Genomic DNA, 26,590 nt, shown 5'->3' on the forward strand with positions numbered 1-26,590 from the left:
GGCGCTACGGAGGAGGCCCCCGCCGGATTGGTCAGCCCCTGTAAGGCCTCGGCAATAAATCCGGGGTTTGCCGGGCCACCAGGCTGGAAAATGCGCCGATGGCTCCCCCAATCAAGTCCATGAAGTCCCGGTAGAAGAACAGGATGAAGTACACGAACAGGGCCTTGAGCAGGGGCGAGAAATCCAGGCGCAGCTGCCCGCCCTGCAGGTAGCCCCGGCCCACGGTATAAAGCAGCGCCACCGAGAGAAACGGCGGAATCAGGTAGAGCTGACACGCCTGCAGCACCTTGCGTAGGGCCCCTTCCGCCGCCGTGATAAAGTCGGTGTCCAGGTCCATGCCGACCAGTAGAAACAGCGGCCCGCTCATGCCGGCAGCGCCCCCTTGCGCTTCTGCTTTTCTTCCACGAACTGGTCGACGGCAAAGTCCAGCCGCTGCTCGGTCACGGTGGTATAGGTGGGCCGGCCGTCGGCGTCGCGCACCAGGTTGCCCAGCGCGTCGCGTACCTCCACGGGCCGCTGGCGCTGGTAGTGGCGCACGAGCTGGTTGAGGTAGTTGCGCTCGGCCGGCCACGAGGTGAGTACCGCATCGAGTTGGGGCGAAGCTTCCAGCGCGTAGACCTTGGCTTGGCTGCCCTGCTTAATGAAAAACTCCCGGAACGAGTCGGTGGAGCGCACCGAGCGAATCAAATCCATCTCGTGGCCCGTGAGGCCCAGCGGCGCCTGCAGGCGGACGAGGGAAGCCTCGTTGGTATGACGCAGGATGATTTTGGTCGAGGAGTTATCAATCAGGGTGTAGCCGATGGGCGAGTCGATAATCTCCTGAATGCCCTGGGTGATGATGGTGATGCTGCCGTTGGTTTTGCGGATGGTGCGGTACATTGACACGATGAACTCTTCCAGCACGCCCGAGAGTAGGGCCCAGGCTTCGTCGAGGGCGATGTACTTCACCGCGTCGGGAAACTGCCGGAACAAATCCAGGCTCAGCTCGGTGATGAGCATGGCCACGACCGGGTAGAGCGTGGGGTCGGTTTTCACCCGCGCCAGGTCAAAGCAGATAAGCGGGTACTGGCTCAGCTGCGCCTCCCGGTTGGAGTTGAGTACCTTGGCGTAGCGTCCACCCGTCACGAACTCGCCGAGCACGAGAAAGAACTCGTGCATGTCGATGTACTTCATGTCGGTCTGGTACTGCGCCCGCTGCAGGGCCAGCACCGCGGCACTTTCATCGGAGCTCTCGCCCTCCCCTACTACTGGCGTTTCAGCCCGCATCCACTGGTCGAAGCGCTGCACGTACTTATAAAAGCTTTCCATTCCTGGAAACTCCTCGTCGGATTGCCCCAGTCGTTCGTGCTGGTTTAGGTCGTGGTAGTAGCCAGTCAGAAAGCGCGAGAGGATGGTGCGCTCACTCTTGCTTAGGGCGCGGTCCTTGCCGCCCTTCCAGAGGGCGGCGAGCAGCGCCAGGTGGAAGTTCAGCTTCTCATCCGAGTAGTGCCAGGGCCCGCTTTCGCCTTCGCGCGGGAGCAGGAAGGGGTTGAACTCAATCGGATTCTGCGGGTCGTACTCGAAGTAGGTGTTCTCGAATTCCGGTCCCATCAGGCCCTGGAACACGTTGCGGTAAGTGCCGCCGATGTCGATGATAATCTGGCGGGCGCCGCGCTCGTAGCGCTGCACGATGAAATTCCCAAAGGTGTAGCTCTTGCCCGAGCCCGAGGGCCCGATGACCAGAGCGTTCTGGTTGTCGAGGTCGGTGTTGAAGAGGTTCACCTTTACCAGGTTGCGGAACCGGTCGCAGAGGTACTCGCCCGTGGGCTCCGGCCGGTACGTCGTGGTCCAGTGAAAGTAGCAGGCCGCCCGGTCGGCCGAAGTGGTAAGCCAGCGGTCCGGTACCTGATAGGCGTTGCCCGGTGCCAGGCCGAAGAAAAGGGGCAAAGTCAGGTAGCTTTCCACCACGGCTTCGGCCCCGAAGATGGCGCGGAAGGCCGCTGTGGTCTTTTCCACGTGCTCGCGCCGGGTCTGGTCGTCCACGTCCCAGAGCAGCACCGAGAGGTGCAGGCCCACGACCTGCTTGCTGCCCGAGCGCACTTCGGCCGTGAACTCGTCAATCTCAGCGGCCCGCAGGTGGTTGTCCTGCGTGGCCAGGAAAGAGAGCGAGTTGTTGATTTTTTTGTCGTTGTCCAGACTCTTAAGCTCGGAGCGCGAGTCCTGAATCAGCATGGCCTGCGTCAGCACGTGCGGGCAGGAGAGGAAGGCCGTGAGCGGGTAGAGCATGGGCGAGGTCACCCCGTAGCCGTTGCGCACGGCGGGGTGGGCCTCACTGCCCTGCCCTACCAGCGAGACAATGCTCACGCGGTTTTCGCCCACGGTGAAGGCGCCCGGCACGTTGCTGATTTCGCGGGTCAGCCCAACGGGCTCCTGGTCGAACTCCAGGTTAAAGTACTGGGTGAAGACCTGCGGCAGCTGCGTCTGATTCAGCCGGCGGTAGTCCAGGCCCCGAGCCCGCGCAAGCTTTGCAGCAGCTCGGTGGCGATGCGCTCGGCCGTGTCCAGCGTTTGGACCACGCCGGCAAACGGGTTCTTGGCCAGCTTATCCCCGGCGCGGTTCACCAGGGCACTGAGCACATTCGGCCGCACCGGCTTGGCCTCGTCTGAGGGAGCGAAGGAAACGAACAGGTAAGCGCGGTGAAACAGGACCAGCCGCTGGGCAAAGTGGGCGTTCATCTTGCCCTCGAAGTAGCCGGGGCGGTTTTCGCGGCCGGTGCTCTGGTAGGGCCGGTCATAGTACACATCGGTTTTCTGCACCACCGTGCCCACGGGCAGGGTGCGTAGGGCGCCGAGCAGCGCTGACTGGAGGTTGGCATACTCTTCAGCCTGCCAGCTCTCCATTTCGGGGCATTCGAGCACGAAGCCGACGCCCACGCGGCCATCGCGAAAGATGACCTTGTCGTCCTGGTAGGCGTAGGCCGGGTGCAGGTCCGCGAATTCCGCCGTTCGGGCTGCGGCGCGGTCGGCCGCCTTAGCGATGGGAAAGCTCATGGGAAGGGTAGAGAGCGAAAGGCGCGCCGGCTGCCGGCCCGGTCCGGGGCGTCCCAGGGCGATGCGGCGCGGCTGCCGCCGGTGGAAGGAAAGCCAGCTGAGCAAAAAGCCCGGGGCCGGTGCTTGGCCAGGTAGCGCAGGCCATAAAGCAGCACCACGAGCACTACCAGAATCAGCAGGTAGAGAAAACGCGGCACCGTGACGACCAGACCCGCAATGCCGATTGCCAGCACAACGGCCAGAAACAGGCCCACTACCAGCCCCAGGTCCGGCAGATTCATGCCCAGCACCTGGGCCGGGCGCTCGATGCTTTTATAGGAACGCATGGACAGAATAGCTTAAGGAGTGACGCCGCCCTGTCCGCCACCCATGGCGCTGGCCAGGTCTTCCTTGAAGTAGTTGAAGCCAAACCAGAGGATGACGCCGCCCAAAAGCCATCCCAGGGAGCCCAGCGCGTCCGGGGCGCCGCTGATAAACTTCTGCACGACGCGCACCAGGCCGATGGCCAGCACGATAATGAAGAGCACCTGCACGATGCTGATGACAATGGTTTGCACGCTGCGCAGCGCGCCCACAGCCCGGCCGCCAACGCCGCTCTGCCCAAATACCAGGGCCGGGAAGTAGCCAGCAGCAGTGTCATGGCCAAGCGTTCCGCGCGGGAAGGCTGATAGGTGTGGCCAGCGGCCAGCAGACGCAGTCCGCCGGCCGCCGCATGGGCCGCGCCCTGATGCAGGCGCGCGAGCAGGGGATTTTGCATGGGAATGGGAATAGGTGAATGGAAAAGGATGAAAAAGGGAGGATGAGCCTCATGCCGTAGCCGGTGTGGCGCGACGGTTCTCAAGGGCTTCGCTCATCAGGGCCCGCATTTTGGCGCGGCGCTCGGCGGCCGTGAGTTCCACACCCCGGTTGTGCTCATCGGTGGCCGTGGCCGCGGGTGCCGAGAGGTAATTGTGCAGGGCGCCCTCGGGCAAGCGGCCGGCTTCCGGAGTGGCCTCGACCGCCTCGGCGGGTGGTGGGCTTTGCGCAGAAGCTTCTTCACCCACCATTTCTGAGGTGGGTGATTCAGGCTGGGCGGGGCTCTGCGGTACGCTTGCCTCCTCAGGAGTTGGTGGTACCACCAGGGGCGCCGGGTGGAAGTCTGCCAGCCGGTAGTGCCGGGTGCGTAGCGAGGGATGATTGCCTTCGAGTGGCGGTGGGACCACTGCGTCCCCGCCACTGGCCGGCATGGCAAACCGCCACCAGAGCACGCCCAGGGCCGCCAAGAGCAGGAAGAGCACCAACCACAGCATCAATTTCAAGCAGCAGGTCGAAGTTTTTTAGGAGCAATTGCGGCAACTATACGGAGTACTTCCGTATAAGTTCTGATTTAGGAGAAGTTTTGAAGCAGCTATACCGAAGCTTTGGGGTATTCACCTTCCGAAGCCGGTGTAGTTAACTGCCCGCAGCAAGCGGGAGTAGTGCACAGGGCTGGCCAGTTTGCTACCTTGCGCGCCCTCCAATTGCTGCTGCATGAAGACCTCTATTCCCACCCCCCGGCATCCACTCCAGTAGAGCCGGTAAATGCGGGCTTTCCTGACCCTGCGCTCATTGTTTCCTATGCCACCGTTCTGCGCTATATCCGCCACCGTCTCAACGCCATGCTGCACGGGCAGCTCAAGCCCTGGGCCCAGCAGCACAAGTTCAACTACGCCCGGCTGATTGAAATCAAGAAGCTAGAGGAGGAAACCCAGGCCGTGCTGCTGCAGCGCCTGATGGCCCACTTCCAGTTTCCTACCGAGCTGCTGCGCATCATCGTGCACCAGTCGCGCCGCCATTTTTTCATGTTCACCTCGGCCGAAAGCGTAACCCGGTTCAAAGCCGAGCTTAATCTCTTCGATAACCCTCCCTTCGACGCTCCGGCGTCCGCCCCCTCATCCCTAACTAGCGGAAAGGCCCTGGAGCCGGTCCGCTCCACGTTGCGCTTTTCTCTATGCCTGTTTCCGTTGCTTCCCGCCCCACGGCGAAACCTGCGACTTCAGCGGCCTGCCTGGCCCGCCTGCTGCCCGACCCGGCCTTGGCTATTGACTACGACGAGGCCCGCCGCTACGTGCAGCTGCGCCTGCGTAGCCTGCCCCACGGGGCCTGCGGGCCACCTGCACCGCCTTTGGCTTTCCCTACACGACCAGTGTGGGATTGAAAACCGGCAGCCTGCAGCGCGAAGAGTACCGCCTGGTGCAAAAGCACCTGCGCGTGTTCGGCTTCGAAACGGAGCTGGTACGCCTGCCTCTCAACGGCCAGCTCTGCGAACACTACCTCTTCGCCGACGCGGCCCTGCTTGCCACCCTGCGCGAGCAGCTGGCTGCCCACGAGCAGCTGGTCAGCTAGCCGCTCCTCCTCCCCCCTTTCTGGTTTTGATTCCCGCCCCGGATTCCGGCGGCGCGGCTGGTTTGTACCCATTCTTTTCCACTCCTATGCCCGCAACCCCTCCCCGCGCGACAACGACCCGCAGGAGCTTGACCGCTTCAAGCAATCCATTGACCTGGTAGACTATGCCACCCGGCGCCACGGCTACGACGTGAAAAAAGCCGGGCCCCGCGGCCACTGGCACCAGCTGGAAAAGGACGGCGAGATGCTTATCGTTTCCCGCAAGGGCGACCACCAGGTGTACCTGAACCCCGGCGACGACCGCGATTCGGGCTCAATTATCGACTTCGTGAAAACCCGCGAAAATCAGACACTGGGCCAGGTGCGCCAAACGTTGCGCCAGTACCTGGGTGAGTCTGACCAATCCACTACCCCAGGCTGGCAGGCGGCCCCTTCTCCCCCACTGCCCGCCCCGGCTGCCTACGCGCCCAAGGCCACTGAACCGGCCGACGTGGAAACCGAAGCGGAGCGCCGGGCCCGCCTCGTCGCGGCCGTGATGGGGACCCACGCTGCTCTTACTGACCGCAGCTACCTGCATAACCGTCACCTCTCCAATGAGACTATCGACAGCCCGGCCTTCCAGGGGCGGGTATTCACGAGCCAGCAGGGCAATTTCCGCAACACGGCCTTTCCCCTCTACAACGAGCACGGCATCGCTACCGTGGAGCAGCGCAACGACGATTACAAGCACTTGCTGCAGCTGCCTAAAACGGGCGTGTGGGTGTCGCACCCCACCGATGGCAAGGACACGGCCGTGCAGCGCCTGGTCGTATCGGAAAGCCCGGTGGATGCCATGAGCTATCACCAGCTGCACCACCAGGGCGCGCCGGGTCAGCCCAATACGCTGTACGTGGCTACCAGCGGCACCGTCACCGAGCGGCAGGTCGAGCTGATTCAGAAGCTTATCGACAAGCAGGAGCCGAAGGAAGTGGTGCTGGCCAATGACAACGACGCGGCTGGCCGGCGCTTCAACATGAATTACCTCAATGAACTGCAGACCCCACGCCGGGCCCGCGAAGTATCCGGGGGCCAGGTGGCTTATGACGAGGCACCGCGGCCGGTAGAGTGGCACGCCACGGCCGCCGGCAAATACCATACGGCTCTGCGGGTGGAGTTTCACCATGCGACCCGCGCCGAAGGCACCGAGCACCTGAGCCAGCTTACCGAGCAGGTGCAGCAGCTTCGGCTTCAAGCTGGCGAGAATATAGGCCTGGAAGTGCAGCGGGCCACCCGGCAGGAAACCGTCGTACGCCTGGTTGTGCCCAACGCTGACAGCCATAGCCTGGAAGAATTGGCCCGCACCTTACATGACCAGCGCGAAACGCAGCGGGGGCAACTGGAACGCGACCCTCAGGGGCCCGGCCGCCAGCCCGAAAACTTCCTTCGCGCCGAGTATGCCATCAGCAAGGACTTTAACCGCGACCTGGAACTACTGAGCCAGGGCCTCAGCCGCGAGCAGGTGGCTCAGCAGGCGCGTGCTGACGAGCTGGCCAGGGAGCAGCAGCGCCAGGAGCGCGCCCGCCAAGAACAAGAGCAGCGGCAGCAAGTCCAGCAGCGCGAAACCGAGCGAGAGCAGGCCGCGCAGTCCCCCGAAGTCCAGCGTCGCGAGGCTGAGCAGCAGCGCCAGGCAGCGGCCCTCGGTCTCGCGGCTGTCACCGGCGACCCGGCATTGCAGCGGACCGTGCAGCTAACGGTAACCGAATCCACGCCTGCGGACGAGGCTACGCCCAGCCAAGCCCAGCAGATGCGCGAGCTGCTGCGCATGGCCGGTGCCGCAGTGGAGCTGCGCGCTGAGACGGACCCCGCCAGTGGCCAGTTGCGCAGTGAGCTTGACGTACGCTACCATCCCCACGCCACTCCCGGCGGCGTGCGCCAGCTCAGTCAGACGCTCGATGCGCTGGATAAGTCGCCGCTCGTAACCCTCACCGAGCCCGCCGACGAGCAGGCCGAGCGCCGCCGACTGGCCGCACCTCCGGAGCAATCGGTAACGAAAACGGCCATCATCCGCATCGACGAGCCCGAGCCCCGGGCGGGCGCTACCGGCCACGCCGAAGCCGTGGCGGAGCAGCTACGCGCAGGGGGCCTGAACACCGGCTCGCTCCGCAGCGCCACCGACCCGGCTACCCACCAGCGCCACAGCGAGATTGAAGTCAGCTACCGCCTCGACCAGCCCAATCTGGCGCGCGTCAGCGCCACGCTCGACGAGGTGGCCCGCCAGGCCGGGGCCCAAGTGCACGAACACGCCAGCGACCGGGCCGAGCGCCACCGTCTGGTGCCGAACAGCATAAATGCCAACGCCCTGGCTGGGCGCACCACCGAGCCGGAGCGGTAGCATTTAGTCGACGTGCCGTCCTAGGGCCCACTAATACGCCCCGATTATATAGTTTTGCAGGAATAGCAAGCTGTCAACCATGCTGGCGATAACTGGTTTTTATTCTACTCGTGCTTTGTTCGGCCTGCTGAGGGCGGCCCGAACCCCGGCACCCGCTGCCCAACGGCCGCGGCCTATCTCTGAACGTCCGGCCCTGTTTGCGGGGCCTAAGCGAGGGTAAGTCAACTTCCTGGTATGCATCCCGCCGCCGCGTTCTGCGGTGGCTGCCCGCGGCTTGTCTTCTAGTTCCGGGTCGGGTTGCCATTTCCGGTCCCCACCCAAGGGTGGGGCGGATACCATTTTGCATTCCCTTTCAACTTGCCACCCTCGTTATGATATCATCCGGCCACCGGCCCTTTTCTGACTTTTGCCCGGCCATGAAAGGCCTGATTTTACAGCTTATTCAGGACGAGTATCAGCCTTTGCTGCAACTCCCAGCGGCTCTGCCAAGAGAGGCCTGGTCCGAGGCCGTCACCAGGGCCAACCCCATTCTGTTTTACCTCAACGACGGCGCACCCCTGATTCAAATTGGGGAAGCCTCCCGCCAGAGCCTGCTTAAATTTCTGAAACAGGAATTTGGCTCCGCGCAGTAGCTCGTCCGTAAGCTCGCTTAAACGCCCGATTGGTCAGCCAATCGGGCGTTCTGCTTTTCACCAGTGGCGGTCCTGTACCCAGTGCGGAGCTACTGCCCGGCGCTAGGTATTTCGGCTCCTGTTGCCAACGCCTACCCGCCGGTCCGGCACAGGCCGCATCGCTTCCCAGGGGCGGGGTTATGCTACTTCTTTGCCGCCGGTCGCGCCGGAAAGCCTAACCCCGTCCCCGGTTCACTTAGCAGCCAGAGCCGAGCCCCCTCCCACAAAGCGGCTGTCGGCCGTACCGGCTGGCCGGCACCGCCGGCGGTATAGGAAGCCGTCATATCGCCAGCCGTGGTTCTGGCGCAAGGGGCGGTAGGGAAGGAATGTTTTGCAAAGTGCAAATAAATCAATAATTGTTGCTTTAAAGACAACAAAAATGCTAAAAATTGCGTTTAATAAGTAAGGAAACGGTTTTAAAAACAGTCACTTAGCCCCTTACTCAGCGATGAAAAAGCAAACCCGCCCCGCCGCTCAGCCCGTCACCCGCCCCGACGTGTACCAGATTGTAACTGACCGGGTAATTGCCGCGCTCGAAGCCGGTCAGATTGCCTGGCGCAAGCCCTGGCATGCGGCCTACGGACTGCCCCGCAACTACGTCAGCGGCCGGGCCTATACCGGCATCAATGCTTTTCTCTTACACCTGGTCGGCGGCACTCCCTTCTTTCTCACGTTTCGGCAGGCTCGCGAGTTAGGCGGCAACATCCGCAAGGGCGCCAAAGGGATGCCCGTGATTTACTACAACGTCACGACCCGCACGGACAAGCAAACCGGCGAAGAAGAGAAAACGCCCTTTATCAAGTACTACACCGTCTTTTCAGTGGACGACGTGGAAGGCGTTGACATCGTTTTACCGGAGCAGCCCCAGGACCGTCCTCACGAGCCCCTGGCCGCCGCGGAAGCCCTGGTAGCCAACTGGACCGGCTGCCCGCGCATTGAGCATGGCGGCGCACAGGCTTACTACGCGCCCGGCCCTGACTTCGTGCACGTGCCCCGCCCGGAGACCTTCGTTAGTAGCGAAGCCTATTATTCGACCCTTTTTCACGAGCTGACCCACGCCACCGGTCACCCTCGCCGCTTGGATCGTCCCGACCTGGCCGAAGCGTTGCGCCCCAGCGGCCGCGCCGGCTATGCCCGCGAGGAGTTGACGGCTGAGATGGGCGCCGCCTTCCTCTGTGGCCACGCCGGCCTAAATCCCGCTGCTACGCTCGAAAACACGGCCGCTTACCTGCAGTTCTGGCTGGAGCAGTTGCGGGGAGACAAAAAGCTGGTGGTACAGGCCGCCAGCCGGGCCCAGCGCGCCGCGGAGCTGATACTTGGCCAACTGACTCCCCAAGATGCGGAGCCCGACCCGCAGCCCACGCCAACCAGCCCCGCCGGCGCGGCAGGGCTGGTAGCCAGCGAGGAAGATGCTCACCCCGTGGCTGCAGTGGCGTTACCACCCCGTCCGGCTATTCCTACCTTGCCGCTGGTGATGTTGGGACAGGAAACCCTGCCTTCTCTGACTACGGTCGTCGTGGCCACGCAGCGCATCGAGCTGAGCCGGCTGCTGGAACACCCCGCTTTCACCTGCGAGCAGCGCCGCACGGCTACCGGCCGCATCCTGGCCGAAACCGACCCCGCCCGCTTGGGCCGCTGGCTGAGCAACATCATGCAGCGGGTGGCCGAGTGGGAAGACCACCAACTGGCCGAGGAAGCGCGGCAGAATCCCCACCCTTACCCCGGCGACGAGTGCTAATTCCACCGGCGGGGCCGGGGCAGTGGGGAACCGTTTCCCGGCCCCGGTTTACTGCTTTAACTTCTCCTGACCCTGTATGCCTGCTTCCCCTCCCCTACCGCCCGCCGGCGCTGCTCTGCCGCCCCGGCGTTTTACGGACCTGCTGCGCCACGGCCGCTACACCTTTACCGAGCGCGAGCTGATGGAGCACCTGCGCATGACGTACCGCACCATCAAGCAGCGCGAAGCCGACCCCTCCACCCTTACCATTGCCGAGCTGCTGCGGGTCGCGGATTTGCTTAACGAGCCCGTACAGGCCATCATTGCCGTGGTCCTGGCTGAAGTGCAGGCCGAAGGTTATCCGACAGTGGGAACGCCCTCAAGCTGAATTCTGTCAAGTTTTTACTTGTAAAAACTTGACAGAATTGCGTACTTTTGCTTCGTCAGCTTCCAGCTTCCCATGTCAAAATCCATCATGCAGCGCATCCGCCAGCAAGTTGAGGCCTTTCCAGCGGGTGAGCTGCTGACCTACGCCAGCCTGGTGACAGAACCCGCCCAGTTTGGAGCAGTAGCTGCGGCCCTGAGCCGGCTCAGCCGGCAGGGGGTGCTGAAGCGCTACGCCAAGGGGCAGTATTACCGGCCCCAGACCAGCCGCTTCGGGGTCCTGCAGCCTTCCGAAGGAGCCGTGCTGCGCACGCTCACTTCGGCGGGCGGCGACGTCGTAGCCTACCCGGCCGGCGTCAGCCTCTACAACCAACTTGGCCTGACTACTCAGGTGCCGGCCACCACGACGGTTGCCACCCCCGGCTGCGGCGCACCCGGCCTCCGCGGGTGTCGTTCGTGATGCGCCCGGCGCCGGAGCAGGCCAGCGACGTGCCGTTGCTGCAGTGGCTGGAAGTGCTGCGCGACCTGCGCCACATCCCCGATACCAGCCCGGACCAGGTGCTGGCTCGGGTGCAGCGCGAAATTAAGGGACTCGCCCCCACTGCCCGGCGGCGCCTGACCGAGCTGGCTGCCCGCCAGGCGCCCCCCGCGCCCGCGCCGTGCTCGGCGCGCTGCTGGAGCGGCAAGCCGATAAAAAAGGCGCTGCCCAGTTGCGGGCTACCCTTAATCCCCTGACCACTTACCGCCTCGGCCTCAGCGCTGCAGCCTTGCCCAACCGCGCCGCGTGGAACATCCAATGACCCTGCACGAGAGCCCTGAATTTAGCGAAATCCTGCTGGCCACAGCCCAGCAGATGGGCCTGCCCGAAGCGTTTATCGAGAAAGACTATTGGGTGACCTATGTGCTGCGGGCGCTGGCCGATTCCCCTTATCGCGAGCAGCTGGTGTTCAAGGGCGGCACGGCCCTGTCCAAGGCCTATGGGCTGGTGAAGCGCTTTTCCGAAGACGTGGATCTGGCCATCGCCGGGACCGAGGGCTGGACGGGCGGGCAGGTTAAGAAGCTCATGGACGCCGGCGCCAAGCATATTACCCAGGGCCTGATGGCCGTAGTGGAGCCGGGCGTGACCATACGCGGCAGCCACTTTCGCAAAACGCTTCACCAGTTTCCCATGACGGTCAGCGCCCTACCCGGCGGGCAGGTGCGGCCGGGCGCGGTGCTGCTCGAAGTCAACGCCTTCGCCCGCCCCCACCCCAGTCAATGGCGGCCGGTACAGTCCTACGCCGGCCAGTTCCTGACCCAGCGCGGTGAGCTGGAACTGGTGGCGCAGTACGGCCTGGTCCCGTTTGAAGTGTTGGTGCTGGCTTTGGAACGCACGCTGGTGGAGAAGATTCTGGCGCTGGTGCGCGCGGGCTATGCCCCCGACCCGCTCACCGAGCTGCAGGCCAAAATCCGCCACGCCTACGACCTGCACCAGCTGCTCCAGCAACCCGCCCAGCAAGCCTTTCTAGTCGGCGCGGCGTTCGAGACGCTCCTGGCTGAAGTGCGCGCCGACGATGCCCGTAACCAGGAGTTTCAGGGCGACTGGGCCACCCAGCCGCTGGCTGAAGCCCGGTTATTTAGCGATGGAGGTAGCACCTGGCAGCAACTTGTGCCGACCTACCAGGGCGCTTTTCGGCAGCTTGTCTACGGCGGGTTGCCGCCCACAGGGGACATCCAGCGGACCCTGGGCCAGGTGGGTGCCCGCCTACGGGACTTCTAGGTGGCTAAGCCGCAGAATGAAATGGCTGCCCCTCCCCTACTTCCCCCTGGCGGGCGGGCCGTGCTGCAGATAATAATTAACCGCTTCGTCGACCAGCTCTTTCAGGTACACGCGCCGGCTGTGGTGCATGAGCTCCTCGTGGATGTAGGCTAGGGCGGCCCGCTGCGTTTCCCCTTCCAGACGAATCAGCGAGGGCTGCAGCCCAGTAGAGGCACCTTCTGCAACTTCCGGGGCAGCCGCTTTGGGCGGCCGTCCCCTCCCCTTCTTGGGGCCGGGGCTATCGGGGCCGCTGGGCGGGGAGATATGGCCTCCGGAGTGGCAACCGGTGCTTCTGCTTGGACCGGTGCGGCGGCCACGCGTGGCGCCGCAACCGGCATAGGCTCCGGGGCCGGGTCGGGTGTAGGCGCCGGAGCTACCGGCTCAACCGCCACGGGCGCGGCCGGCATGTGGCCGGGCTGTCCGCGCAGCATGGACATCTTCTCGTCCGTGGAGATTTTCAGGCGTTGAATCTTGGCCATTACGCGACGAGTTCAGAGGTGAGTTGGGCACGGGCAATGAGTTCGTCGCACAGGGCGCGTACTTCGGCTTCCACGGCGGCATCAGCCCCCACCGCCCGGCGGTAGGCCGGGTTGAGGTAGCTGTAGCGCGTCGACAGGCGCTTGTAGCAGCCAAGCTGGCGCAGAGAGGCCTGCAGGCGCGGCAAGCCCAGGGCGTCGGTGAATTCGTCCATGTCCTTTTCTTCTTTGAGGTTGGTGCGGTGCGAATGCACGCCGAAGAACTGGAAGTCCAGCCCCTGCTCCCGCGAGAGCCGGGCAATCTCCTGCAGCAGCTGCATAAAGGAAATCGTGGCCAGGCGTTCGGCATCGGAGGCGCCCACGGGCACGAGCACCACGTTGGCGCCGCTGAGCACGTCAATCATGGCCGTGTCATCGGAGCGGCCCGGCACGTCGATGAATACCACGTCGTAGTCGTCGCTCACTTCGTCCAAGCGGTCGTACACTTGACCCATGCCCACGGATTCGAGCGCATAAGGAAAAGCGGGCTCGGCCAGGGTGCCAGCAAGGCGCTCCTGCTCCACGCTGGGCTGGTCGTTGGTGAGGCGCACCCCAGCAAGGGTTTGCTGGGAGTCGGCATCGACGACGAGCACGCGGTAGCCATAGTCGGCCGAGAGCGCCCCGGCCAGCACGGTGATGAGGGTACTCTTTCCAATGCCGCCCTTCTGGTTGGCAACGCAGATGATTTTCATAAAGCAGGGAACTAACGGGTAAAGCCGCGGCGGGCGTAAGCAGTTTGCAAATAAAGCAGCTTATTTCTCGGTTTTCAAAATTACTTGTAAACTTGTTTTTTTATTTCCTAAAAAATAAAATTTCTATCTAACAAATAAATAAACTTCTTAATTTACGAAATTCCTTATTACTAATTTTTCAAGAAATGTAGTTAACAAATTTCTTAGTAAACATTAATCAAAAGCTCTTAAGAAACTTATTTCCTGAAATCTTAAGAAACAAAGCGCACTACGGAACGTAAAGCAGCCTGGATGCAAGTCATGTCTTAATTGTTTTCCTTATTTCCTAAGAAATAAAAAACATTTAATCATCTTCCATAAAGCTAGCCAACTGCTTCCCACGGATGCCGCCAAGCATTCATGACCAGCAACAGTTATGGGATTTAACAAGTGTAGCAGCTTACCTCATCCGGTAGCGGAAGCACTGCCGGCCCTACCAATGACAATCAAGTGTCTCGTCCAAGCAGGGTAAGCACAGCTTGCCCTTCAAACGATCACTAGTTTAGGTAGCAGGGTAGTTAGCCAGGTAGCAGGGTAGTTAGCCAGGTAGCAGGGTAGTTAGCTAGGTAGCAGGGTAGTTAGCCAGGTAGCAGGGTAGTTAGCAAGAAGACTATCATTTAATTGAGCTAACGCGCTGATTAAATGATAGTTATTTATCAACAGAGTTGATAAGTGATAAAGTGTAGCTCTAAATGCTTGACAGACAGTTGTAAGTAGTTAAAACCACGGTATGCAGGACCAGAACTCACCATTGCGGCCATCGGTAAGAAGTAACCCGGCCGTGAAGCACGTCACCGTCAGCGGACCGGCGCACCGGCAGGTAGGGGTAGAGTCGGCCCGGCTGGGTCTTACCCGGACGGAGTACGCCGACGCGGCCATTCGCTACTTCGCCGAGCGAGGCCTGAACCCGGTGGAGGCCCGGGCGCGGGAAGGTCAGCTCATCATGGCGGAAATCAAGAGGCTGGGCGACCGGGTGTTCTCCTACCTACAGGAGCAGGAGCGGGGACTGCTCCTGGAAATGGTGCGCTCCCAGCTGCGCCAGCAGGCGGTGCAGGAGCAAGCGCTACGGGTAGTGGAGAATTTATTAGCCCCGGAAGGAGGGGAGGCGCTGCAACGAATTCAACAGAAAAATCGAGCACGCATTGCGGAAGCGGTAGCAGCCGGGCTGGCGGCTCTGGATATAAAGGCACTAAGTAAGCCACGCAAAAGCGGGAACTGAAGCGATGCACACCAAGCTTATTAACCCTAAAGCCAACGGTAAAAACGCCTATAATAATCAGGGGAGCGCCGCGCAGGCCTTGAATTACCTCACGCACGAGGCCCGAAAAAACGGCCGCGAAGCTCTGTTTTTTGATGGACAGCAGGACGCACTGGACCGGGGTTCGGTGCTGGCAGCGCTAGACAACAATGTGAAAGGGCTGCGGGCCAATGAGGCCAAATTCTACTCGCTGGTGCTTAGCCCGAGCCCGGAAGAGCTGGCGCACATTGGGGGCGGGGATGAAGCGAAACTGCGCGCCTTTGCCCGGGAAGTTATGGCCTCCTACGCGGTGGGCTTCCGCCTCAAAGACGGTGGGGCGGTAGGGAAAGAAGACCTGGTATGGGGTGCCATCATTCACCAGGAGCGCACGCACCGCGGCACGGACGCCGCGGTGAGGGAAGGGGAGGTCCGGCCCGGTCAGGCGCGCCCTGGTTTGCAGGCCCACATTCACGTGGTGGTATCGGCCCGGGACCGGGCCCAGCGCGTCACGCTCAACCCCGGCGGGCGCGTCAGCCGGTTTAGTCTGCGGGACTGGCAGGAAGAGGCCCGGGTAATTTTTGAGCGGCAGTTTCAGTACCAGGGACTCACGCCCGACCGGAAAGCTGCCCCGGCATGAGCGCGCCTAACCCGAAGCGCAACGCACGGATAGCGGAGCGAGTGGAACAGCTGAACCGGCAGGCTGCGCCCGGCCAGCGGCTGGAAGCGGAGCGGGTGCAGCGCATTGTGCAGGGGCGGGGCTACGACCCCATTTTCTATGACCGGCTGCGGCGGCTGGAAGGCCGGGCGCGCCAAGGGCAGCCCCTTGACAACGCCTATCATCTGCTGGCCACGGGCCGTGAGGAGCCGGCCCGTCCGAATACCGGCCACCGGGTGCGCCAGGCCTTGCACAGCCTACAGCAGACCCTCCGAGCCACGAATGGGCCGGAGTGGGTGGCCACCCAAGGCATTGGGGAGCAGCCCCGACGTGGGCCCTCCCAACGGGAGGCCGAACTGTAATTCCCCAAACGTGTACGCTTAAATCTTCCTTGTATGAGCATGATGAGTGCCCCCGGCAGCCTGGTAGTCACCGCCTGACCGGTTTGTATATTGCCCTGGGCTTCCTACTGGTATTGCTGGCCGGCGGTGAGTATTACCTGCTTTCTCACCCTACATTCCTGGCAGGGGCAGTAGCGCCGGCTGCGCCGGGCGCCGGGCTGGGCGCTTCTATTATCGCACGCCTGCTTTCGGGCATGGCCACGTTTTACCAGCGATTTGGCTTGCTCATTCGCGCAGGCATCTTAGTAGCCGGGTGCCTGCTGGCCTTGCTGCTCAAAGCACCGCCCGCGCGGCCTGGTCAGCGGCGCTGGCAGCCCACCCAGCTACTGTTGCGGCGCATTCAACTCGGAGCTGCGGCAATCGGCTTGGTAAGTGGGGCGCTGCTGCTGGCCATGCGCACGTTTTCGCCCGGCGTGGTAGGCTGGCTTTATCCCACCGCGGCGCTGCTGGCCCTAGGTGCCGGGCTGGTGGCGGGTATCGCACGGGCTCTGCACAAGACCGAGCGGTTTGGGCTGCGCACCGAGCGTCGGCAGCAGGAGTCCGAGCACGGGTTCAGTCTGGCAACGACGGACGGCGGCTGGATTAACATTCCCAATCCGTTTCGCGGTACGCTGGTGCTGGGCGGCGCGGGGGCGGGTAAGTCGTATTCCATCGGGGAGCCGCTGATTGAGCAGTTCACGGAGAAGGGATTTGCCGGCCTCATCTACGACTTTAAGTTTCCGGTGCTGGCCGAGGCCGCGCAGAAGGCGTTCGTGCTGGCCGATGCCAAAGCCGCGGCGGCCGAGCAGGAGCGAGCTCAGGTGCAGCTGCACATCATCAACTTTAAAGACCTGGAGCGCAGCGAGAGGGTGAATCCGCTACAAGCCGACAAGATGCCGGTGGTGGCCTACGCCAACGAGTACGCCCGCGCCATCATGGCCAACCTGAACCCGGAGAGCATTAAAAAAATGGACTTCTTCGATACCAGCGCCAACGCTTTTCTGACGGCCATCATCTGGTTTTACAAGAAGAACTTCCCCACGTTCTGCACCCTGCCCCATGTGGTCAACACGGCCCTGCACCCGGACTTTACCCACGTGCTGAGCATGCTGGACTCGGACCCCGAGTGCGGCGACATGGTGCGCTCGATTACCACGGCGGTAAAGCAGCGGGCGGAGAAGCAGGTGGCGGGCGTCATTGCTTCCCTGCAGATAGTGCTCACGCGCATCAACTCCCCCGAAATCGCCTGGGTGCTCACGCCCGACGAGGCAAGAGGGGAGGGGTTCAGCCTGGAGCTGAATGACAAGAAGGCGCCCAAGGTGCTGGTGGTCGGCAACGACCCTACGCTGAAGGAAACGTTCTCACCGGTTATCAGCTGCATTGTGGCCGTGGCGCTGAAGCTGATGAACCAGCAGCACAAGCACCCGAGCTACGTGTTTCTCGACGAAGCCGCCACCATCTACGTGCCCAACCTGGAGGTGATTCCGGCCACGGCGCGCAGCAACAAGGGGTTGCGTTAGTAACTGGACAAAGAATTACGGTAAGGCCTTGTCGACTGCTTTTGCAGTAGGCACCATGGCTTTCTCGTTAATCTGGCAGCCGGCGAAGCGCAGGATTTTGTAGAGGGTGCGGCGGGAGCCAATCTGGAAGTAGTCCATGAGTTGGCGGGTGGACTGCTGGCCGGCCTCGTAGAGTTCCTTGACGGCGGGGGCCACTTTCTGGTAGCGCGGGGCCAGGCCCGGGGCCGGCCGCCCTGGCGGCCCCGGGCGCGCGCCGCCTGGAGCCCGGCGCGGGTGCGCTGCACCAGCACATTGCGCTCGTGCTCAGCCAGGGCGCAGAAAATCTGGAACACGAGCTGGCCACCCGGCGAGGTCGTATCGATGGGGTCCTGCAAGGAAATCAGGTGCAGCCCGCGGCGACTCAGGTCCTCGACCACCTCAATCAGGTGCTTGGTGGAGCGGCCCAGCCGGTCGAGCCGCCAGATAACGACGGTGTCGCCGGTGCGGGCGTAGGCCAGCAGTTTTTCCCAGTTCGGTTTGTGGGCCTGTATGCCGGAGACGGTATCGGTGTATACATCGTCGCAGCCGGCCTGGCGCAGGGCGTCGAGTTGCAGGTCGAGCACCTGCTCCTGGGTGCTGACGCGGGCGTAGCCGAGTTTCTTCATGGTGAAAAGGGATAACTGGTACCGGAAAGAGGCGAAATGCGAATTTACGGTATCTTGATTGCGGAAACCAGTTTCGGGTACCGCCATTTACTGGATTAGGCACCTGCTTTTTCAGGCGTCGGGGTGGTACCGGAAAAGGGGCGTTTGTTTACCACTCCCTCCTGCCCATGCCCGCCGACTTTCTCACCGCTCTGGAGCGCCAGCGCTACCAAACCCTGCCCGCCGACCTGCGCGAGGAAGACCTGCAGGCCAGCTGCTGGCTCACCCCCACCGACCAGCAACTGGTCGCGCAGCAGCGCCGGGGCAGTAACCGCCTCGGCTTCGCCGTGCAGCTGGGCGTACTGCGGCTGCTGGGGTACCTGCCGCCAGAGTGGTACCGGCAGGTGCCCGATAGCCTGGTGCAGTTCGTGGCCCGGCAACTGGCGCTCGACCCGGCGCTGTTCCAGGTCTACGGCGAGCGCGAAGCAACTCTGACCGAGCACCTGCGCGTATTGCTGGGCCATTTGCAGGTACGCCGCTGGCAGCCCGTGCTGGACGCGCCGTGGCTCGAAGCGTGGCTGGTCGAACGAGCCCTGGAGCACGACAACGAGCGCCTGCTGCTCACCCTGGCCTTGGGCCACCTGCGCCAGCACGGCATCCTGCGGCCCGGCATCGTGGAGCTGGAGCGGCTGGTCGGGGCCCTGGCCGAACGGGCCCAGGCCGAGACCTACCGTCGGCTCCTCGTGCTGCTTACCCCCGAAGTCGTGACCCAACTCGATGCGCTGCTGGTGGTCGACCCCGCGCTGGGTCTGTGCCGGCATACCTGGTTGCACCAACCCCCGACCAGCAGCTCGGCGACCAGCATTCAGCAGACGCTGGGTAAGCTGGCGTACCTCGACCAGCTCGGCGTGCCAGGTTGGCAAGCGGACGACCTGCACCCCAACCGCCAGAAGCGGCTGGCCCACACCGCCCGCAACAAAACCAACCAAGTGCTCCAGCGCTTCGCGCCGGCCAAGCGCCATCCGCTGCTGGTGGCCGCGTGCCGCGAGGCCTACCGCGACTTGACAGATGTGGTGCTCAAAATGGTGGACGAACACTGGGAGCACGCCGTGGCCCGCGCCCGCCGGGCGCTGCAGGATGACCAGCTGGCGCACGCCCGGGCCAAAGACCAGGCCCTGCGCACGCTCGGGCAGGCCGTCGGCCTGGTGATGGACGAGGAGCACGTGCCGAACGAGGCGTTGCGGGAACAGATTTACGCCCAGGTGCCGCGCGAGCAGCTGCAAGCCGCGCTCACCGCCGTGGCGGACTTCGCCCGCCCGGCCCGTCACTCATACCTGGACTATCTGCTGCCCGTGGCCGCCCGCCTGAATATGCTGCTGGGCAGCCTCTTACAGCAGGTAGCGTTTGAGCAGGCGTTTGCGGGCGACGACTTCGCCCAAGCGCTTACCCTCATCAACGAGCTGCACACGGGCCAGCGCCGTAAGCTGCCCGAGACGGCCGCGACGGGCTTTATCCCCACCAGCTGGCGGGCGTTTGTCTTCGACCAAGACGGTCGCGCCCAGCGGGTGCGCTACGGCTTGTGCGTGTTGGCCACGCTGCGCGAGCGGCTGCGGGCCGGCGACGTGGTCATCAATGCGTCCCGCAAATACGCGTCGCTCGACACCTATTTACTCTCCCCCACCGAATGGGCCCGCCAGCGGCCGGACTTGCTGACGCAGCTCGGGAGCGCCCATCGCCTGGACGAGCGCTTGCAGGAAGTTGAAGCACAGCTGCCCCTGCTGGAAAGCTTACTTGCTCAGGGCCAGGACATCCGCCTTGACGAGGAGGGTGAACTGGTTGTGACCCCGCTGCGGGCGGAGGAACTCAGCCCCGAAGTTGAGCAGCTGCGGGCGCTACTGACCGCTTCGCTGCCACGGGCGGAGCTAACAGAAGTGCTGGTGGAAGTCGACCAGTGGACGGGCTTCTCGGCCGAGTTAACCGGCCTTGACCAAACCACGCCCCGCGCCCCGGAGCACCAGGCCCTGCTCTACGCGGCCCTGCTGGCCAATGCCTGCCACATCTCCCTGCGCGAGATGGCCCAGAGCACGGGCCTCGACTACCAGTCCCTGTGCTGGGTGGCGGCCAACTACTTGCGCGAGGACACGCTCAAACGCGCCACCACCCGTCTGGTCAACCACCAGCACCACCAGTGGCTGGCCCGGCACTGGGGCGGGGGCACGCTCTCCTCCTCTGACGGCCAGCGCTTCCCCGTCAGCGGCAAGATTCGTAACGCCCGCGCCCTCCCCCGCTACTTTGGCTACGGGCAGGGCCTGACCTTTTACACCCACACGGCCGACCAGTACGCCCAGTTCGGCAGCCGGGCCATCTCCTCCACCACGCGTGATGCCACTTATGTGCTCGACGAAGTGCTGGGTAACGAGACGGAACTACCCCTGCTCGAGCACACCACCGACACGCACGGCTACACCGACATCGTGTTTGCCCTCTTCGATTTGCTGGGCCTGCAATTCTCGCCCCGCCTGCGCGACCTGGCCAACCAGCGCCTCTGCCGCATCAAGGGCCGCGAGTTGAGCTACCCTTCGCTCAACTTTACCGCTCATTTCAATCCCGCGTACGTGCGCCAGCACTGGGACGAGCTCTTGCGCGTGGCGGGCTCGCTGAAAACGGGCTGGGTGAGCGCCTCGCTGCTCATCAGCAAGTTACAGGCCTATCCCCGCCAGCACCACCTCACCCACCTGCTGCAGGAATACGGGCGGCTGGTCAAAACGGCCTTCATCCTGCGCTACCTGCACTCGCAGGCCCTGCGCCGGCGCATCCACGCCCAACTCAACAAAGGCGAGCAGCTGCACGCGCTACGCAGCTGGCTCTGGTTTGGGGGCGACGGGGTGCTGCGCCAAAAACAGGAAGAGGCCCAGCAGGAAGTCGTGCGCTGCCTCAACGTAGTCACCAACGTGGTCGTCGTCTGGAACACGGTCTACGCCCAGCTGGCCCTACAACGTCAGCAAGCAGCGGGGCTGCCAGCGCTCCCGGAGCATCTGGCCCAGCTCTCGCCAGCGCGTTTTGCCCACTTGAACCGCCTGGGCCGCTATTCCTTCCAACTGCCCGCCGACGTGCTGGTCAATGGCCTGCGGCCGCTGAGGCCCTTACCGTAATTCTTTGTCCAGTTACTAACGCAACCCCAACAAGGTGGCCATGATTTACATGACGCAGGATTTGAGTCAAATGATTGACGCCTACGGTCGGGAGAAGATGCAGGTGATGGTGAGCAACCTCAACAACCAGTTTTTTGGCAAAGTCAACTCGCTCGAAACGGCCAAGTTCGTTTCGGAGCTGGTGGGCAAAGAGGACCGCGAGATGGTATCCGCCAGCCTGGGTCGCAGCCAGAGCGGGGGCATCCGGGGCGCGGGCAGCAGCACCAACCAGAGCGTGAGCTGGCAGGAGCGCAACCTGGTGCGTCTGCAGGACACCATTACTCTCGAAACCGGGGAGTTCATCGGCCAAACGGTGGAGACAGAGCAGCCCTTTTTTCAGGGCAAGGTGGAGCGCCAGGCCGCGCCCGGGAATTACCCGCTGCACCCGCTGGCCACGTTCGAGGGCGGGCGGGCGCCGGTACTGGCCGATGCGCCGGTAGGGGAGGGGCTGAACCAGGATTGGCTGAGTCAGCGCCGGGCTGCCCGTCAGGCGGGCAGTGGCCCGGCAGCTGGCCCGGTTAGCGCGGTGCAGGCGATTATTCAGGCCAACTTTGAGCTCATCCGGGAAGACGTGGCCGGCATCGTGGGACAATATGCCAACACCCTCAAACCGGGCCAGATGCCAGATAATGAACCCATGCTTTAAGAACTGTTTGAGGCACCTTAGGAGCCTTTTCGGTGTTTACTGAATACCCGTAATTTCTCTCTTTTACGTAGTTTGCATGATGGAAACGCCCGCTTATCCGACCCCTCAGTTTGGCCCTCGTGAGCAAACCCGCGAGCAGCGGCAATTCATCATCAACCAGTCGTTGGGCATCACCCGCAGCCAGGGACCGTATGAGGTGCCGGCCTGGCAGCAGCAGTTGCATGAGCAATATGTGGAAGGCTTGGTGGACCTGAATTACGTGGGTGCCCGCCACGACGAGTACCGCGCCCAACTGCTCGCCAGCCATACCGCTGCTCCGGCAGCAGCCAAATAGTTCTCTAAAGTGAGAATCCCGCTGCCCGGCCTTACCCAACGGGCGGTGTTTCTCCGGCGCTGCCCTTGACCGGTCAGCCAGATTGTACCCAGGACTGACCGCTTCACTGACCCCGAAACCGGCGTTTTTTATAACAAGCTGGGCATTACTGATGCTGATGAACTGGACCAAGAGGCTAAGCGCCTTTCCCTGCGCCGGCTCACTGAGGTGGCTGCCGGCCGCGGCCCGTAGGGTGACACGTATGACGCGACCCGATTGCGGGCCACCCACCAGCACCTGTTTCAGGATGCGTTTGAGTGGGCTGGCCAAACCCGCCGCGAAGGCAATTTTCAGGGAGTCAAAGCGGCCGACCTGTCAGGCATCGAGCGCCCCATGCACTTCGCGCCCTACGAGCGCACCGACGAGCGGCTGAATGCGCTGGGAGAGCAGCTAAGGCAGGAAAACAATCTGAAAGGGTTACCTACTGTTGAAGCTTTTGCCGAGCGGGCCGCGTACTATTTCGACCATTATAATCACGTGCACGCCTTCCGCGAGGGCAACGGGCGTACCCTGCAGGCCACATTCAGCGAGCTGGCTTACCAGGCCGGCTACCAGATTGATTTTAGCAAAGAGCACCCGCAGCTGAACCCGGCCCGCGACCAGGGCATCGTGGCATTGCACGGAATTCAGCACAAAGACCGCGACCTAGCGGCCTTGCGCGAGTTGCTGACCCGCAATACCACCCCGCTGCCCGGCCCCGACGCGGAGGCCGCCCGGCACCCCAACCAGGCGTGCTCGCTGTCCGATGGACCCACCCCCGCCGTGCGGCAGATAGAGCAGCTGCGTGAACTGGTGGCGGCGGCGCCCGCTATGCAGCAACTGGTGGCCGGCCTGGACTACCGGCGTAACCAGCGCGCCGATGCCTTGCTTACCCAGGTGCTGGATATCGACCGCAACCCCAGGCAGGAAGTGGCCCAGCATGGCACCGGGCTAAGGCAGCTGCTAGAAGAGGTAGTGCAGGATAAGCGCTTTCAGGACCCGGATTCGCAGCAGGAGGCCGCGCGTTTCGGGGCCGCGCTGGCGGCATTGCAGCCTCCCGCCCACAAGCTTGCCGTGGAGGCCCCATCGGTGCCCGCGAAGCTAGCTGGGCCTTCGTCAACCACATCATTTGTGCAGGCCGCTAAGCAACTGGTTGAGGGGTTGGAAGTGCAGGGCTATCCGGGCCCTGCAGATTCCTTGTTGCGAGCGGTCAAAGCGGTTGAAAAGAGCAGCTATCTGGGCGGGGCCAACCTGCACGCTGTTTCTGAGGCCTTGACCCGGGCCGAGAAGATACCGGCGCTGGTTGAGACTGCGGCTAGCGTGCGAAGTGCCGGCCGCAGCCTGCAGGAAGCACAGCGCAGCCAAGGACCAGCAACCAAATCATCCAACCAGCATGTGGAAGGCCCAGAACGATAAATGCCAGCACCTGCGGCTTATTGACTATGCCCAAAACCCTGCATTAGCCCAGCAGTATCTGCTGAACTTAGCGCAAGCCAAAGCAGCATTGGCGGAACAGGATAGCAAGTTGGGTAAGGCATAAGCTAAGAGCAACTGCTACCTTACCGCCCATGAAAGACGAGGAGATGGAGTTTCTGCAAGAGCAGCTGGAGGCAACTGAGCTGTTACCCTGTGCTAGTTGCCAGCAGGAAACGCTGCACGCGCACGTAGAGGTACTGGAGCGGTATGCGCACGCCACAGAATTCCTGATGGAATGCACGGCCTGTGGCACGCGGCGCAGCTGGATGCTGCTGGAAACGGCGGAGTAGGGGATATACGGCGGTTAAATACCAACTTAAAGGCAGTCTGCTGAAGAATTACTCAATCAGCGCAGCCCCTGCATTTTCAGGAAGAGCCCGCCCGGGTTTTTAGTGGCCTTGATTTTATCGGTCTTTAGCTTGTAGATGAAGGCAAACAGCGCATCCACGTGCTTGGGCGAATGCAGAATGTCCTGTACCAGCTTGGGTTCGGCAATGCCCAGTGTCTCCAGGTGCTTGCGGGCCAACTGCCCCTTGGCATCATCGACCTCCAGCTCGAAGGGGATGGGCAGCTGCTGCGGGACCTGGGTGTTGACGTAGAACTTGATGCTTTGGTAGGAGCGGCCTTTCTTAAGCAGCTCATACTTGATGCGCAGGTCGGTGTGCTCGTTTATCTGGTTCGTGGCTACGTCGAGCACATACTTCTGCAACGCCGAAATCTGGGCATACTGCTCGGGCTCCTGACCCTTGGGGTCCTTAAGCTTGAGCATGCCCTTGAACTCATCCAACGTATAGGTTTTGGTTTCCCCGATGTCCTTCCACTGCGAGGCCAGCTGGTAGATGCGCTTGGCGTACTTGCTCGACAGGCTGAAGGCCGCCTGCAGGCGGTAGGAGGTAAAGTTGCTTTTCAGGTCAATCAGGAAAGGGCGCATGCGCTCGGATATCTCCAGCTCGATGGTACCCTCGCCCTTGCGGTATAGCGCCGAGGCCAGTAGACTCACCTGCAGCAGGGTCTTACCAGTTTCAATGTGGTAGACGCGGCTGTTGAGGTTCTCGGTAGATTCGAGCAACTGCTTGTAGTTCCAGGTGCGGCCCGTCAGCTCCATCAGTTCCTGCACCCGGATTTCGTAGATGGTGCCGGACTTGTCCTGCTTGGTAAGTTTGGAGAGCAGCGAGAAGACAATGTCCATCTCGCAGGCACTCATCTCGTAGCGGGCCGTCGTCAGCGCGTTGTGCTGCCGGATTTCTAGCGGGACGGTGGATTCGGGCGCGGCCATACGCAGCTACGGTGGTGATGCAAAGCAAACATACGGCTTAATTCGGAAACTAATAGAGTCAAATCCCGAATCTATGAGTAAGGGCAAGGTCGGTAGCCGGGCCGGCTTATAAAAGCTATTAGTTAGACTTATGAAACCTATTAGTTAGCCGGGCGCGAGCTTTCGGCGAGGCTTATGAAAGCTATTAATTAGCCTTATAAAAGCTATTAGTTCGCGCCGTGTTGCTGAGGAGTCGCAATAGCCGCTAGCCCAAGCTGACTTATAAAAGCTATTAGTTCGCGGATTAGAAGGCTACTGATAGGCCTGCGAATCGGCTCTATTAGTTAGCTTATAAAAGCTATTAGTCTGGCTTATAAAAGCTATTAGTCAGCTTATAAAACCTATTAGTCAGCTTATAAAACCTATTAGTCAGCTTATAAAACCTATTACTAAAGCCCCTTAAGCAACTGTAGTACAAAGAGTTATGAGCCCTGCAAATACCTTAAATACTTAAAATACTCACAAGTTTGTTGAAGCTAGAGTACAAAAGCTTTTAAAGTGGTGGTTCAGGACGAAACCCGACCGAAAACAACAAAAAAAGGAGTCTAAACAAGCACAAAACGTGATTGCACTTTTTTAAGATTTTTTTGCCTTTTTCTACTATCTAGGACGACGCTGGAACCCTCAAAGGTAACTTATAAACTGCGCTGAAAGCTCCCAGATGACTCATTAATAGATTTTATAAGTCTCGTAACCGGCTATCGGCAGCTTCTTCAGCAGCACACCACACGGTTCGGGAAAGAGCCCCAGCGCACGATAGCAGCCCTCAGCACACCTCCAGAGCTTATAAAACCTATTTTTTAGCGGGTCTGCCAGCTTACTGTCCAGCTGAGCAGGAACGTGAACTAATAGCTTTTATAAGCTGAAATGCGGGGTAGCACCACCCGGCAGCAGGTTATGGAATACTACCCAAAAGTCCACTGAGGCATTGTCCCGGTTTCCGTGAACGCAGCGGACCGCCAGCAATCGCACCCGGGCTGACAGTAGCTGCTACGTACCCCCACCGGCCATTGGGGAGTATGTGGAAGAGCTTTGACTTGTTTCCTTTGCGCCAAATGCACCATTCTGTTACCATCCTGACTGAATTTACCAATTATTCCTGAGCCCAGCATGGCCTGGTCAGGAAGAAGATACACCACACATGACTGAAGAAGTAGGCCACCAAGCCGAAGTCCCCCTCTACCGTTTCCAGACCTGAGTTTGACCGTTTCCTACGCCGATACGCTGCTTTATGCTCAGGGACGGTTGAAAATGCTGGGCAATGGGGAATTGAAGCCATTTTGTGAGGCCCACCAGCTCACCTACACCAACGTCGTCAACCTGAAAAACGGCAAGCTCAAGCGTGACGAGCCTCGTCTCGTGCAACGCGTACTCGCTAGCCTGGGCATACCCGCGCAGCTGCTGCGCTTTCCCCTCACGGGTAAGACCACGTGGTTTGTGTTGCCGGATGCCCAGGCACTGGCCTCCTTTCAGACGCAGCTGACTTTTCTCACGGCCCCAAAGCTTTAAAGCAGCGTGATTAGTCAGGAAGCAGCGAAAGTAGCGGCAGCTCGAAAGGAGAGCTGCTCTACCGCTAAACCCAGCAGAAGCTATACCTTAACCGAAATACTGTCAC

Annotated in this window: 29 protein-coding genes; 20 read left to right on the forward strand and 9 right to left on the reverse strand. The window is 61.8% G+C overall.

The features are described 5' to 3' along the window. Window positions 1–31 precede the first annotated feature (31 nt). From GKZ67_RS21505 to GKZ67_RS21530, 6 genes are all read right to left on the reverse strand, one after another. A complete protein-coding gene (locus GKZ67_RS21505; RefSeq protein WP_173247565.1) occupies window positions 32–367 on the reverse strand; it encodes a hypothetical protein in 336 nt (111 codons plus the stop codon). Further along, window positions 364–2,376 (reverse strand): helicase HerA domain-containing protein, encoded by a 2,013-nt coding sequence (locus tag GKZ67_RS21510; protein ID WP_173247568.1) that lies wholly within the window; start codon window positions 2,374–2,376, stop codon window positions 364–366. Before GKZ67_RS21510 ends, GKZ67_RS21505 begins: the two co-directional genes overlap by 4 nt. Before the next feature lie 89 nt (window positions 2,377–2,465). Beyond that, window positions 2,466–3,029, reverse strand: a complete 564-nt coding sequence (locus tag GKZ67_RS21515) for a hypothetical protein (RefSeq protein WP_173247571.1) — start codon at window positions 3,027–3,029, stop codon at window positions 2,466–2,468. Next, complete coding sequence (locus tag GKZ67_RS21520) at window positions 3,026–3,355, reverse strand: hypothetical protein (RefSeq protein WP_173247575.1); 330 nt, start codon at window positions 3,353–3,355, stop codon at window positions 3,026–3,028. The genes GKZ67_RS21515 and GKZ67_RS21520 overlap by 4 nt, the downstream gene beginning before the upstream one ends. Before the next feature lie 12 nt (window positions 3,356–3,367). Further along, the gene (locus GKZ67_RS21525) at window positions 3,368–3,586 is read right to left on the reverse strand and encodes a hypothetical protein (protein WP_173247578.1); all 219 of its coding nucleotides are present in this window, start codon (window positions 3,584–3,586) and stop codon (window positions 3,368–3,370) included. Window positions 3,587–3,835: 249 nt separating this feature from the next. Continuing rightward, window positions 3,836–4,318: a hypothetical protein gene (locus tag GKZ67_RS21530; RefSeq protein WP_173247581.1), complete on the reverse strand. Its 483-nt coding sequence runs from the start codon at window positions 4,316–4,318 to the stop codon at window positions 3,836–3,838. 680 nt (window positions 4,319–4,998) lie between these two features. Here GKZ67_RS21530 and GKZ67_RS21535 point away from each other — a divergent pair. The 10 genes from GKZ67_RS21535 (at window position 4,999) to GKZ67_RS24205 (ending at window position 12,448) form a co-directional block, all read left to right on the forward strand. Then, window positions 4,999–5,205, forward strand: a complete 207-nt coding sequence (locus GKZ67_RS21535; protein ID WP_173247583.1) for a hypothetical protein — start codon at window positions 4,999–5,001, stop codon at window positions 5,203–5,205. After that, entirely contained in the window at window positions 5,196–5,393 is a 198-nt protein-coding gene (locus tag GKZ67_RS21540; protein ID WP_173247586.1) for a hypothetical protein, read from the forward strand. Before GKZ67_RS21535 ends, GKZ67_RS21540 begins: the two co-directional genes overlap by 10 nt. Then, window positions 5,344–7,764 carry a toprim domain-containing protein gene (locus tag GKZ67_RS21545; RefSeq protein WP_173247589.1) on the forward strand — a complete coding sequence of 807 codons (2,421 nt, stop codon included), beginning with the start codon at window positions 5,344–5,346 and terminating at the stop codon, window positions 7,762–7,764. The genes GKZ67_RS21540 and GKZ67_RS21545 overlap by 50 nt, the downstream gene beginning before the upstream one ends. A 371-nt stretch (window positions 7,765–8,135) precedes the next feature. Further along, a complete protein-coding gene (locus tag GKZ67_RS21550; RefSeq protein WP_173247592.1) occupies window positions 8,136–8,396 on the forward strand; it encodes a hypothetical protein in 261 nt (86 codons plus the stop codon). 487 nt (window positions 8,397–8,883) lie between these two features. After that, entirely contained in the window at window positions 8,884–10,173 is a 1,290-nt protein-coding gene (locus GKZ67_RS21555; protein ID WP_173247594.1) for an ArdC family protein, read from the forward strand. A gap of 76 nt (window positions 10,174–10,249) precedes the next feature. Beyond that, a complete protein-coding gene (locus tag GKZ67_RS21560) occupies window positions 10,250–10,540 on the forward strand; it encodes a hypothetical protein (protein ID WP_173247597.1) in 291 nt (96 codons plus the stop codon). 72 nt (window positions 10,541–10,612) lie between these two features. Further along, the gene (locus GKZ67_RS21565) at window positions 10,613–10,996 is read left to right on the forward strand and encodes a DUF6088 family protein (RefSeq protein ID WP_173247599.1); all 384 of its coding nucleotides are present in this window, start codon (window positions 10,613–10,615) and stop codon (window positions 10,994–10,996) included. Beyond that, window positions 10,984–11,271 (forward strand): hypothetical protein, encoded by a 288-nt coding sequence (locus GKZ67_RS21570; RefSeq protein ID WP_173247602.1) that lies wholly within the window; start codon window positions 10,984–10,986, stop codon window positions 11,269–11,271. The genes GKZ67_RS21565 and GKZ67_RS21570 overlap by 13 nt, the downstream gene beginning before the upstream one ends. A 49-nt stretch (window positions 11,272–11,320) precedes the next feature. After that, window positions 11,321–12,295, forward strand: a complete 975-nt coding sequence (locus tag GKZ67_RS21575; RefSeq protein ID WP_173247605.1) for a nucleotidyl transferase AbiEii/AbiGii toxin family protein — start codon at window positions 11,321–11,323, stop codon at window positions 12,293–12,295. A gap of 21 nt (window positions 12,296–12,316) precedes the next feature. Next, window positions 12,317–12,448 carry a hypothetical protein gene (locus GKZ67_RS24205; RefSeq protein WP_262889659.1) on the forward strand — a complete coding sequence of 44 codons (132 nt, stop codon included), beginning with the start codon at window positions 12,317–12,319 and terminating at the stop codon, window positions 12,446–12,448. A gap of 364 nt (window positions 12,449–12,812) precedes the next feature. Here the strand turns inward: GKZ67_RS24205 and GKZ67_RS21580 are convergent, their stop codons facing one another. Further along, window positions 12,813–13,541, reverse strand: a complete 729-nt coding sequence (locus tag GKZ67_RS21580) for a ParA family protein (RefSeq protein WP_173247608.1) — start codon at window positions 13,539–13,541, stop codon at window positions 12,813–12,815. Window positions 13,542–14,310: 769 nt separating this feature from the next. Between GKZ67_RS21580 and GKZ67_RS21585 the strand changes: the two genes are divergently transcribed. The 4 genes from GKZ67_RS21585 (at window position 14,311) to GKZ67_RS21600 (ending at window position 17,372) form a co-directional block, all read left to right on the forward strand. After that, complete coding sequence (locus GKZ67_RS21585) at window positions 14,311–14,799, forward strand: hypothetical protein (RefSeq protein ID WP_173247612.1); 489 nt, start codon at window positions 14,311–14,313, stop codon at window positions 14,797–14,799. 4 nt (window positions 14,800–14,803) lie between these two features. Beyond that, entirely contained in the window at window positions 14,804–15,454 is a 651-nt protein-coding gene (locus tag GKZ67_RS21590; protein WP_173247614.1) for a DUF5712 family protein, read from the forward strand. After that, window positions 15,451–15,834: a hypothetical protein gene (locus GKZ67_RS21595; protein WP_173247617.1), complete on the forward strand. Its 384-nt coding sequence runs from the start codon at window positions 15,451–15,453 to the stop codon at window positions 15,832–15,834. Before GKZ67_RS21590 ends, GKZ67_RS21595 begins: the two co-directional genes overlap by 4 nt. Before the next feature lie 83 nt (window positions 15,835–15,917). Beyond that, window positions 15,918–17,372, forward strand: coding sequence for a type IV secretory system conjugative DNA transfer family protein (locus tag GKZ67_RS21600; protein WP_173247620.1), 1,455 nt, complete (start codon window positions 15,918–15,920; stop codon window positions 17,370–17,372). On the opposite strand, the gene GKZ67_RS21605 is transcribed toward GKZ67_RS21600, so the two are convergent. Continuing rightward, window positions 17,369–18,016 carry a recombinase family protein gene (locus GKZ67_RS21605; protein ID WP_173247623.1) on the reverse strand — a complete coding sequence of 216 codons (648 nt, stop codon included), beginning with the start codon at window positions 18,014–18,016 and terminating at the stop codon, window positions 17,369–17,371. The genes GKZ67_RS21600 and GKZ67_RS21605 overlap by 4 nt on opposite strands. 167 nt (window positions 18,017–18,183) lie before the next feature. Between GKZ67_RS21605 and GKZ67_RS21610 the strand changes: the two genes are divergently transcribed. From GKZ67_RS21610 to GKZ67_RS21630, 5 genes are all read left to right on the forward strand, one after another. After that, window positions 18,184–21,147, forward strand: a complete 2,964-nt coding sequence (locus GKZ67_RS21610; RefSeq protein WP_173247625.1) for a Tn3 family transposase — start codon at window positions 18,184–18,186, stop codon at window positions 21,145–21,147. A 40-nt stretch (window positions 21,148–21,187) separates the two neighbouring features. Then, entirely contained in the window at window positions 21,188–21,832 is a 645-nt protein-coding gene (locus tag GKZ67_RS21615) for a TraM recognition domain-containing protein (RefSeq protein ID WP_254245319.1), read from the forward strand. A 76-nt stretch (window positions 21,833–21,908) separates the two neighbouring features. Then, window positions 21,909–22,166 carry a hypothetical protein gene (locus GKZ67_RS21620; protein ID WP_173247631.1) on the forward strand — a complete coding sequence of 86 codons (258 nt, stop codon included), beginning with the start codon at window positions 21,909–21,911 and terminating at the stop codon, window positions 22,164–22,166. 255 nt (window positions 22,167–22,421) lie between these two features. Continuing rightward, a complete protein-coding gene (locus tag GKZ67_RS21625) occupies window positions 22,422–23,600 on the forward strand; it encodes a Fic family protein (RefSeq protein WP_173247634.1) in 1,179 nt (392 codons plus the stop codon). A gap of 152 nt (window positions 23,601–23,752) precedes the next feature. Next, complete coding sequence (locus tag GKZ67_RS21630; RefSeq protein WP_173247637.1) at window positions 23,753–23,950, forward strand: hypothetical protein; 198 nt, start codon at window positions 23,753–23,755, stop codon at window positions 23,948–23,950. 56 nt (window positions 23,951–24,006) lie between these two features. Here GKZ67_RS21630 and GKZ67_RS21635 read toward each other — a convergent pair whose 3' ends face one another. Beyond that, complete coding sequence (locus GKZ67_RS21635; protein WP_173247640.1) at window positions 24,007–24,936, reverse strand: replication initiation protein; 930 nt, start codon at window positions 24,934–24,936, stop codon at window positions 24,007–24,009. A gap of 1,239 nt (window positions 24,937–26,175) precedes the next feature. Here GKZ67_RS21635 and GKZ67_RS21640 point away from each other — a divergent pair. Further along, entirely contained in the window at window positions 26,176–26,484 is a 309-nt protein-coding gene (locus GKZ67_RS21640; protein WP_173247643.1) for a hypothetical protein, read from the forward strand. Window positions 26,485–26,590 lie beyond the last annotated feature (106 nt).

Origin of the sequence: Hymenobacter sp. BRD67, assembly GCF_013256425.1 — a bacterium.
Classification (GTDB): domain Bacteria; phylum Bacteroidota; class Bacteroidia; order Cytophagales; family Hymenobacteraceae; genus Hymenobacter.

Bases quoted from the DNA above. Each gene is read 5' to 3' on its own strand.
- GKZ67_RS21505 (WP_173247565.1), bottom strand. From the start codon at position 367: ATGAGCGGGCCGCTGTTTCTACTGGTCGGCATGGACCTGGACACCGAC.
- GKZ67_RS21515 (WP_173247571.1), bottom strand. From the start codon at position 3,029: ATGAGCTTTCCCATCGCTAAGGCGGCCGACCGCGCCGCAGCCCGAACG.
- GKZ67_RS21520 (WP_173247575.1), bottom strand. From the start codon at position 3,355: ATGCGTTCCTATAAAAGCATCGAGCGCCCGGCCCAGGTGCTGGGCATG.
- GKZ67_RS21530 (WP_173247581.1), bottom strand. From the start codon at position 4,318: ATGCTGTGGTTGGTGCTCTTCCTGCTCTTGGCGGCCCTGGGCGTGCTC.
- GKZ67_RS21535 (WP_173247583.1), top strand. From the start codon at position 4,999: ATGCCTGTTTCCGTTGCTTCCCGCCCCACGGCGAAACCTGCGACTTCA.
- GKZ67_RS21550 (WP_173247592.1), top strand. From the start codon at position 8,136: ATGATATCATCCGGCCACCGGCCCTTTTCTGACTTTTGCCCGGCCATG.
- GKZ67_RS21555 (WP_173247594.1), top strand. From the start codon at position 8,884: ATGAAAAAGCAAACCCGCCCCGCCGCTCAGCCCGTCACCCGCCCCGAC.
- GKZ67_RS21560 (WP_173247597.1), top strand. From the start codon at position 10,250: ATGCCTGCTTCCCCTCCCCTACCGCCCGCCGGCGCTGCTCTGCCGCCC.
- GKZ67_RS21565 (WP_173247599.1), top strand. From the start codon at position 10,613: ATGTCAAAATCCATCATGCAGCGCATCCGCCAGCAAGTTGAGGCCTTT.
- GKZ67_RS24205 (WP_262889659.1), top strand. From the start codon at position 12,317: ATGGCTGCCCCTCCCCTACTTCCCCCTGGCGGGCGGGCCGTGCTGCAG.
- GKZ67_RS21580 (WP_173247608.1), bottom strand. From the start codon at position 13,541: ATGAAAATCATCTGCGTTGCCAACCAGAAGGGCGGCATTGGAAAGAGT.
- GKZ67_RS21585 (WP_173247612.1), top strand. From the start codon at position 14,311: ATGCAGGACCAGAACTCACCATTGCGGCCATCGGTAAGAAGTAACCCG.
- GKZ67_RS21590 (WP_173247614.1), top strand. From the start codon at position 14,804: ATGCACACCAAGCTTATTAACCCTAAAGCCAACGGTAAAAACGCCTAT.
- GKZ67_RS21595 (WP_173247617.1), top strand. From the start codon at position 15,451: ATGAGCGCGCCTAACCCGAAGCGCAACGCACGGATAGCGGAGCGAGTG.
- GKZ67_RS21605 (WP_173247623.1), bottom strand. From the start codon at position 18,016: ATGAAGAAACTCGGCTACGCCCGCGTCAGCACCCAGGAGCAGGTGCTC.
- GKZ67_RS21610 (WP_173247625.1), top strand. From the start codon at position 18,184: ATGCCCGCCGACTTTCTCACCGCTCTGGAGCGCCAGCGCTACCAAACC.
- GKZ67_RS21615 (WP_254245319.1), top strand. From the start codon at position 21,188: ATGATTTACATGACGCAGGATTTGAGTCAAATGATTGACGCCTACGGT.
- GKZ67_RS21620 (WP_173247631.1), top strand. From the start codon at position 21,909: ATGATGGAAACGCCCGCTTATCCGACCCCTCAGTTTGGCCCTCGTGAG.
- GKZ67_RS21630 (WP_173247637.1), top strand. From the start codon at position 23,753: ATGAAAGACGAGGAGATGGAGTTTCTGCAAGAGCAGCTGGAGGCAACT.
- GKZ67_RS21635 (WP_173247640.1), bottom strand. From the start codon at position 24,936: ATGGCCGCGCCCGAATCCACCGTCCCGCTAGAAATCCGGCAGCACAAC.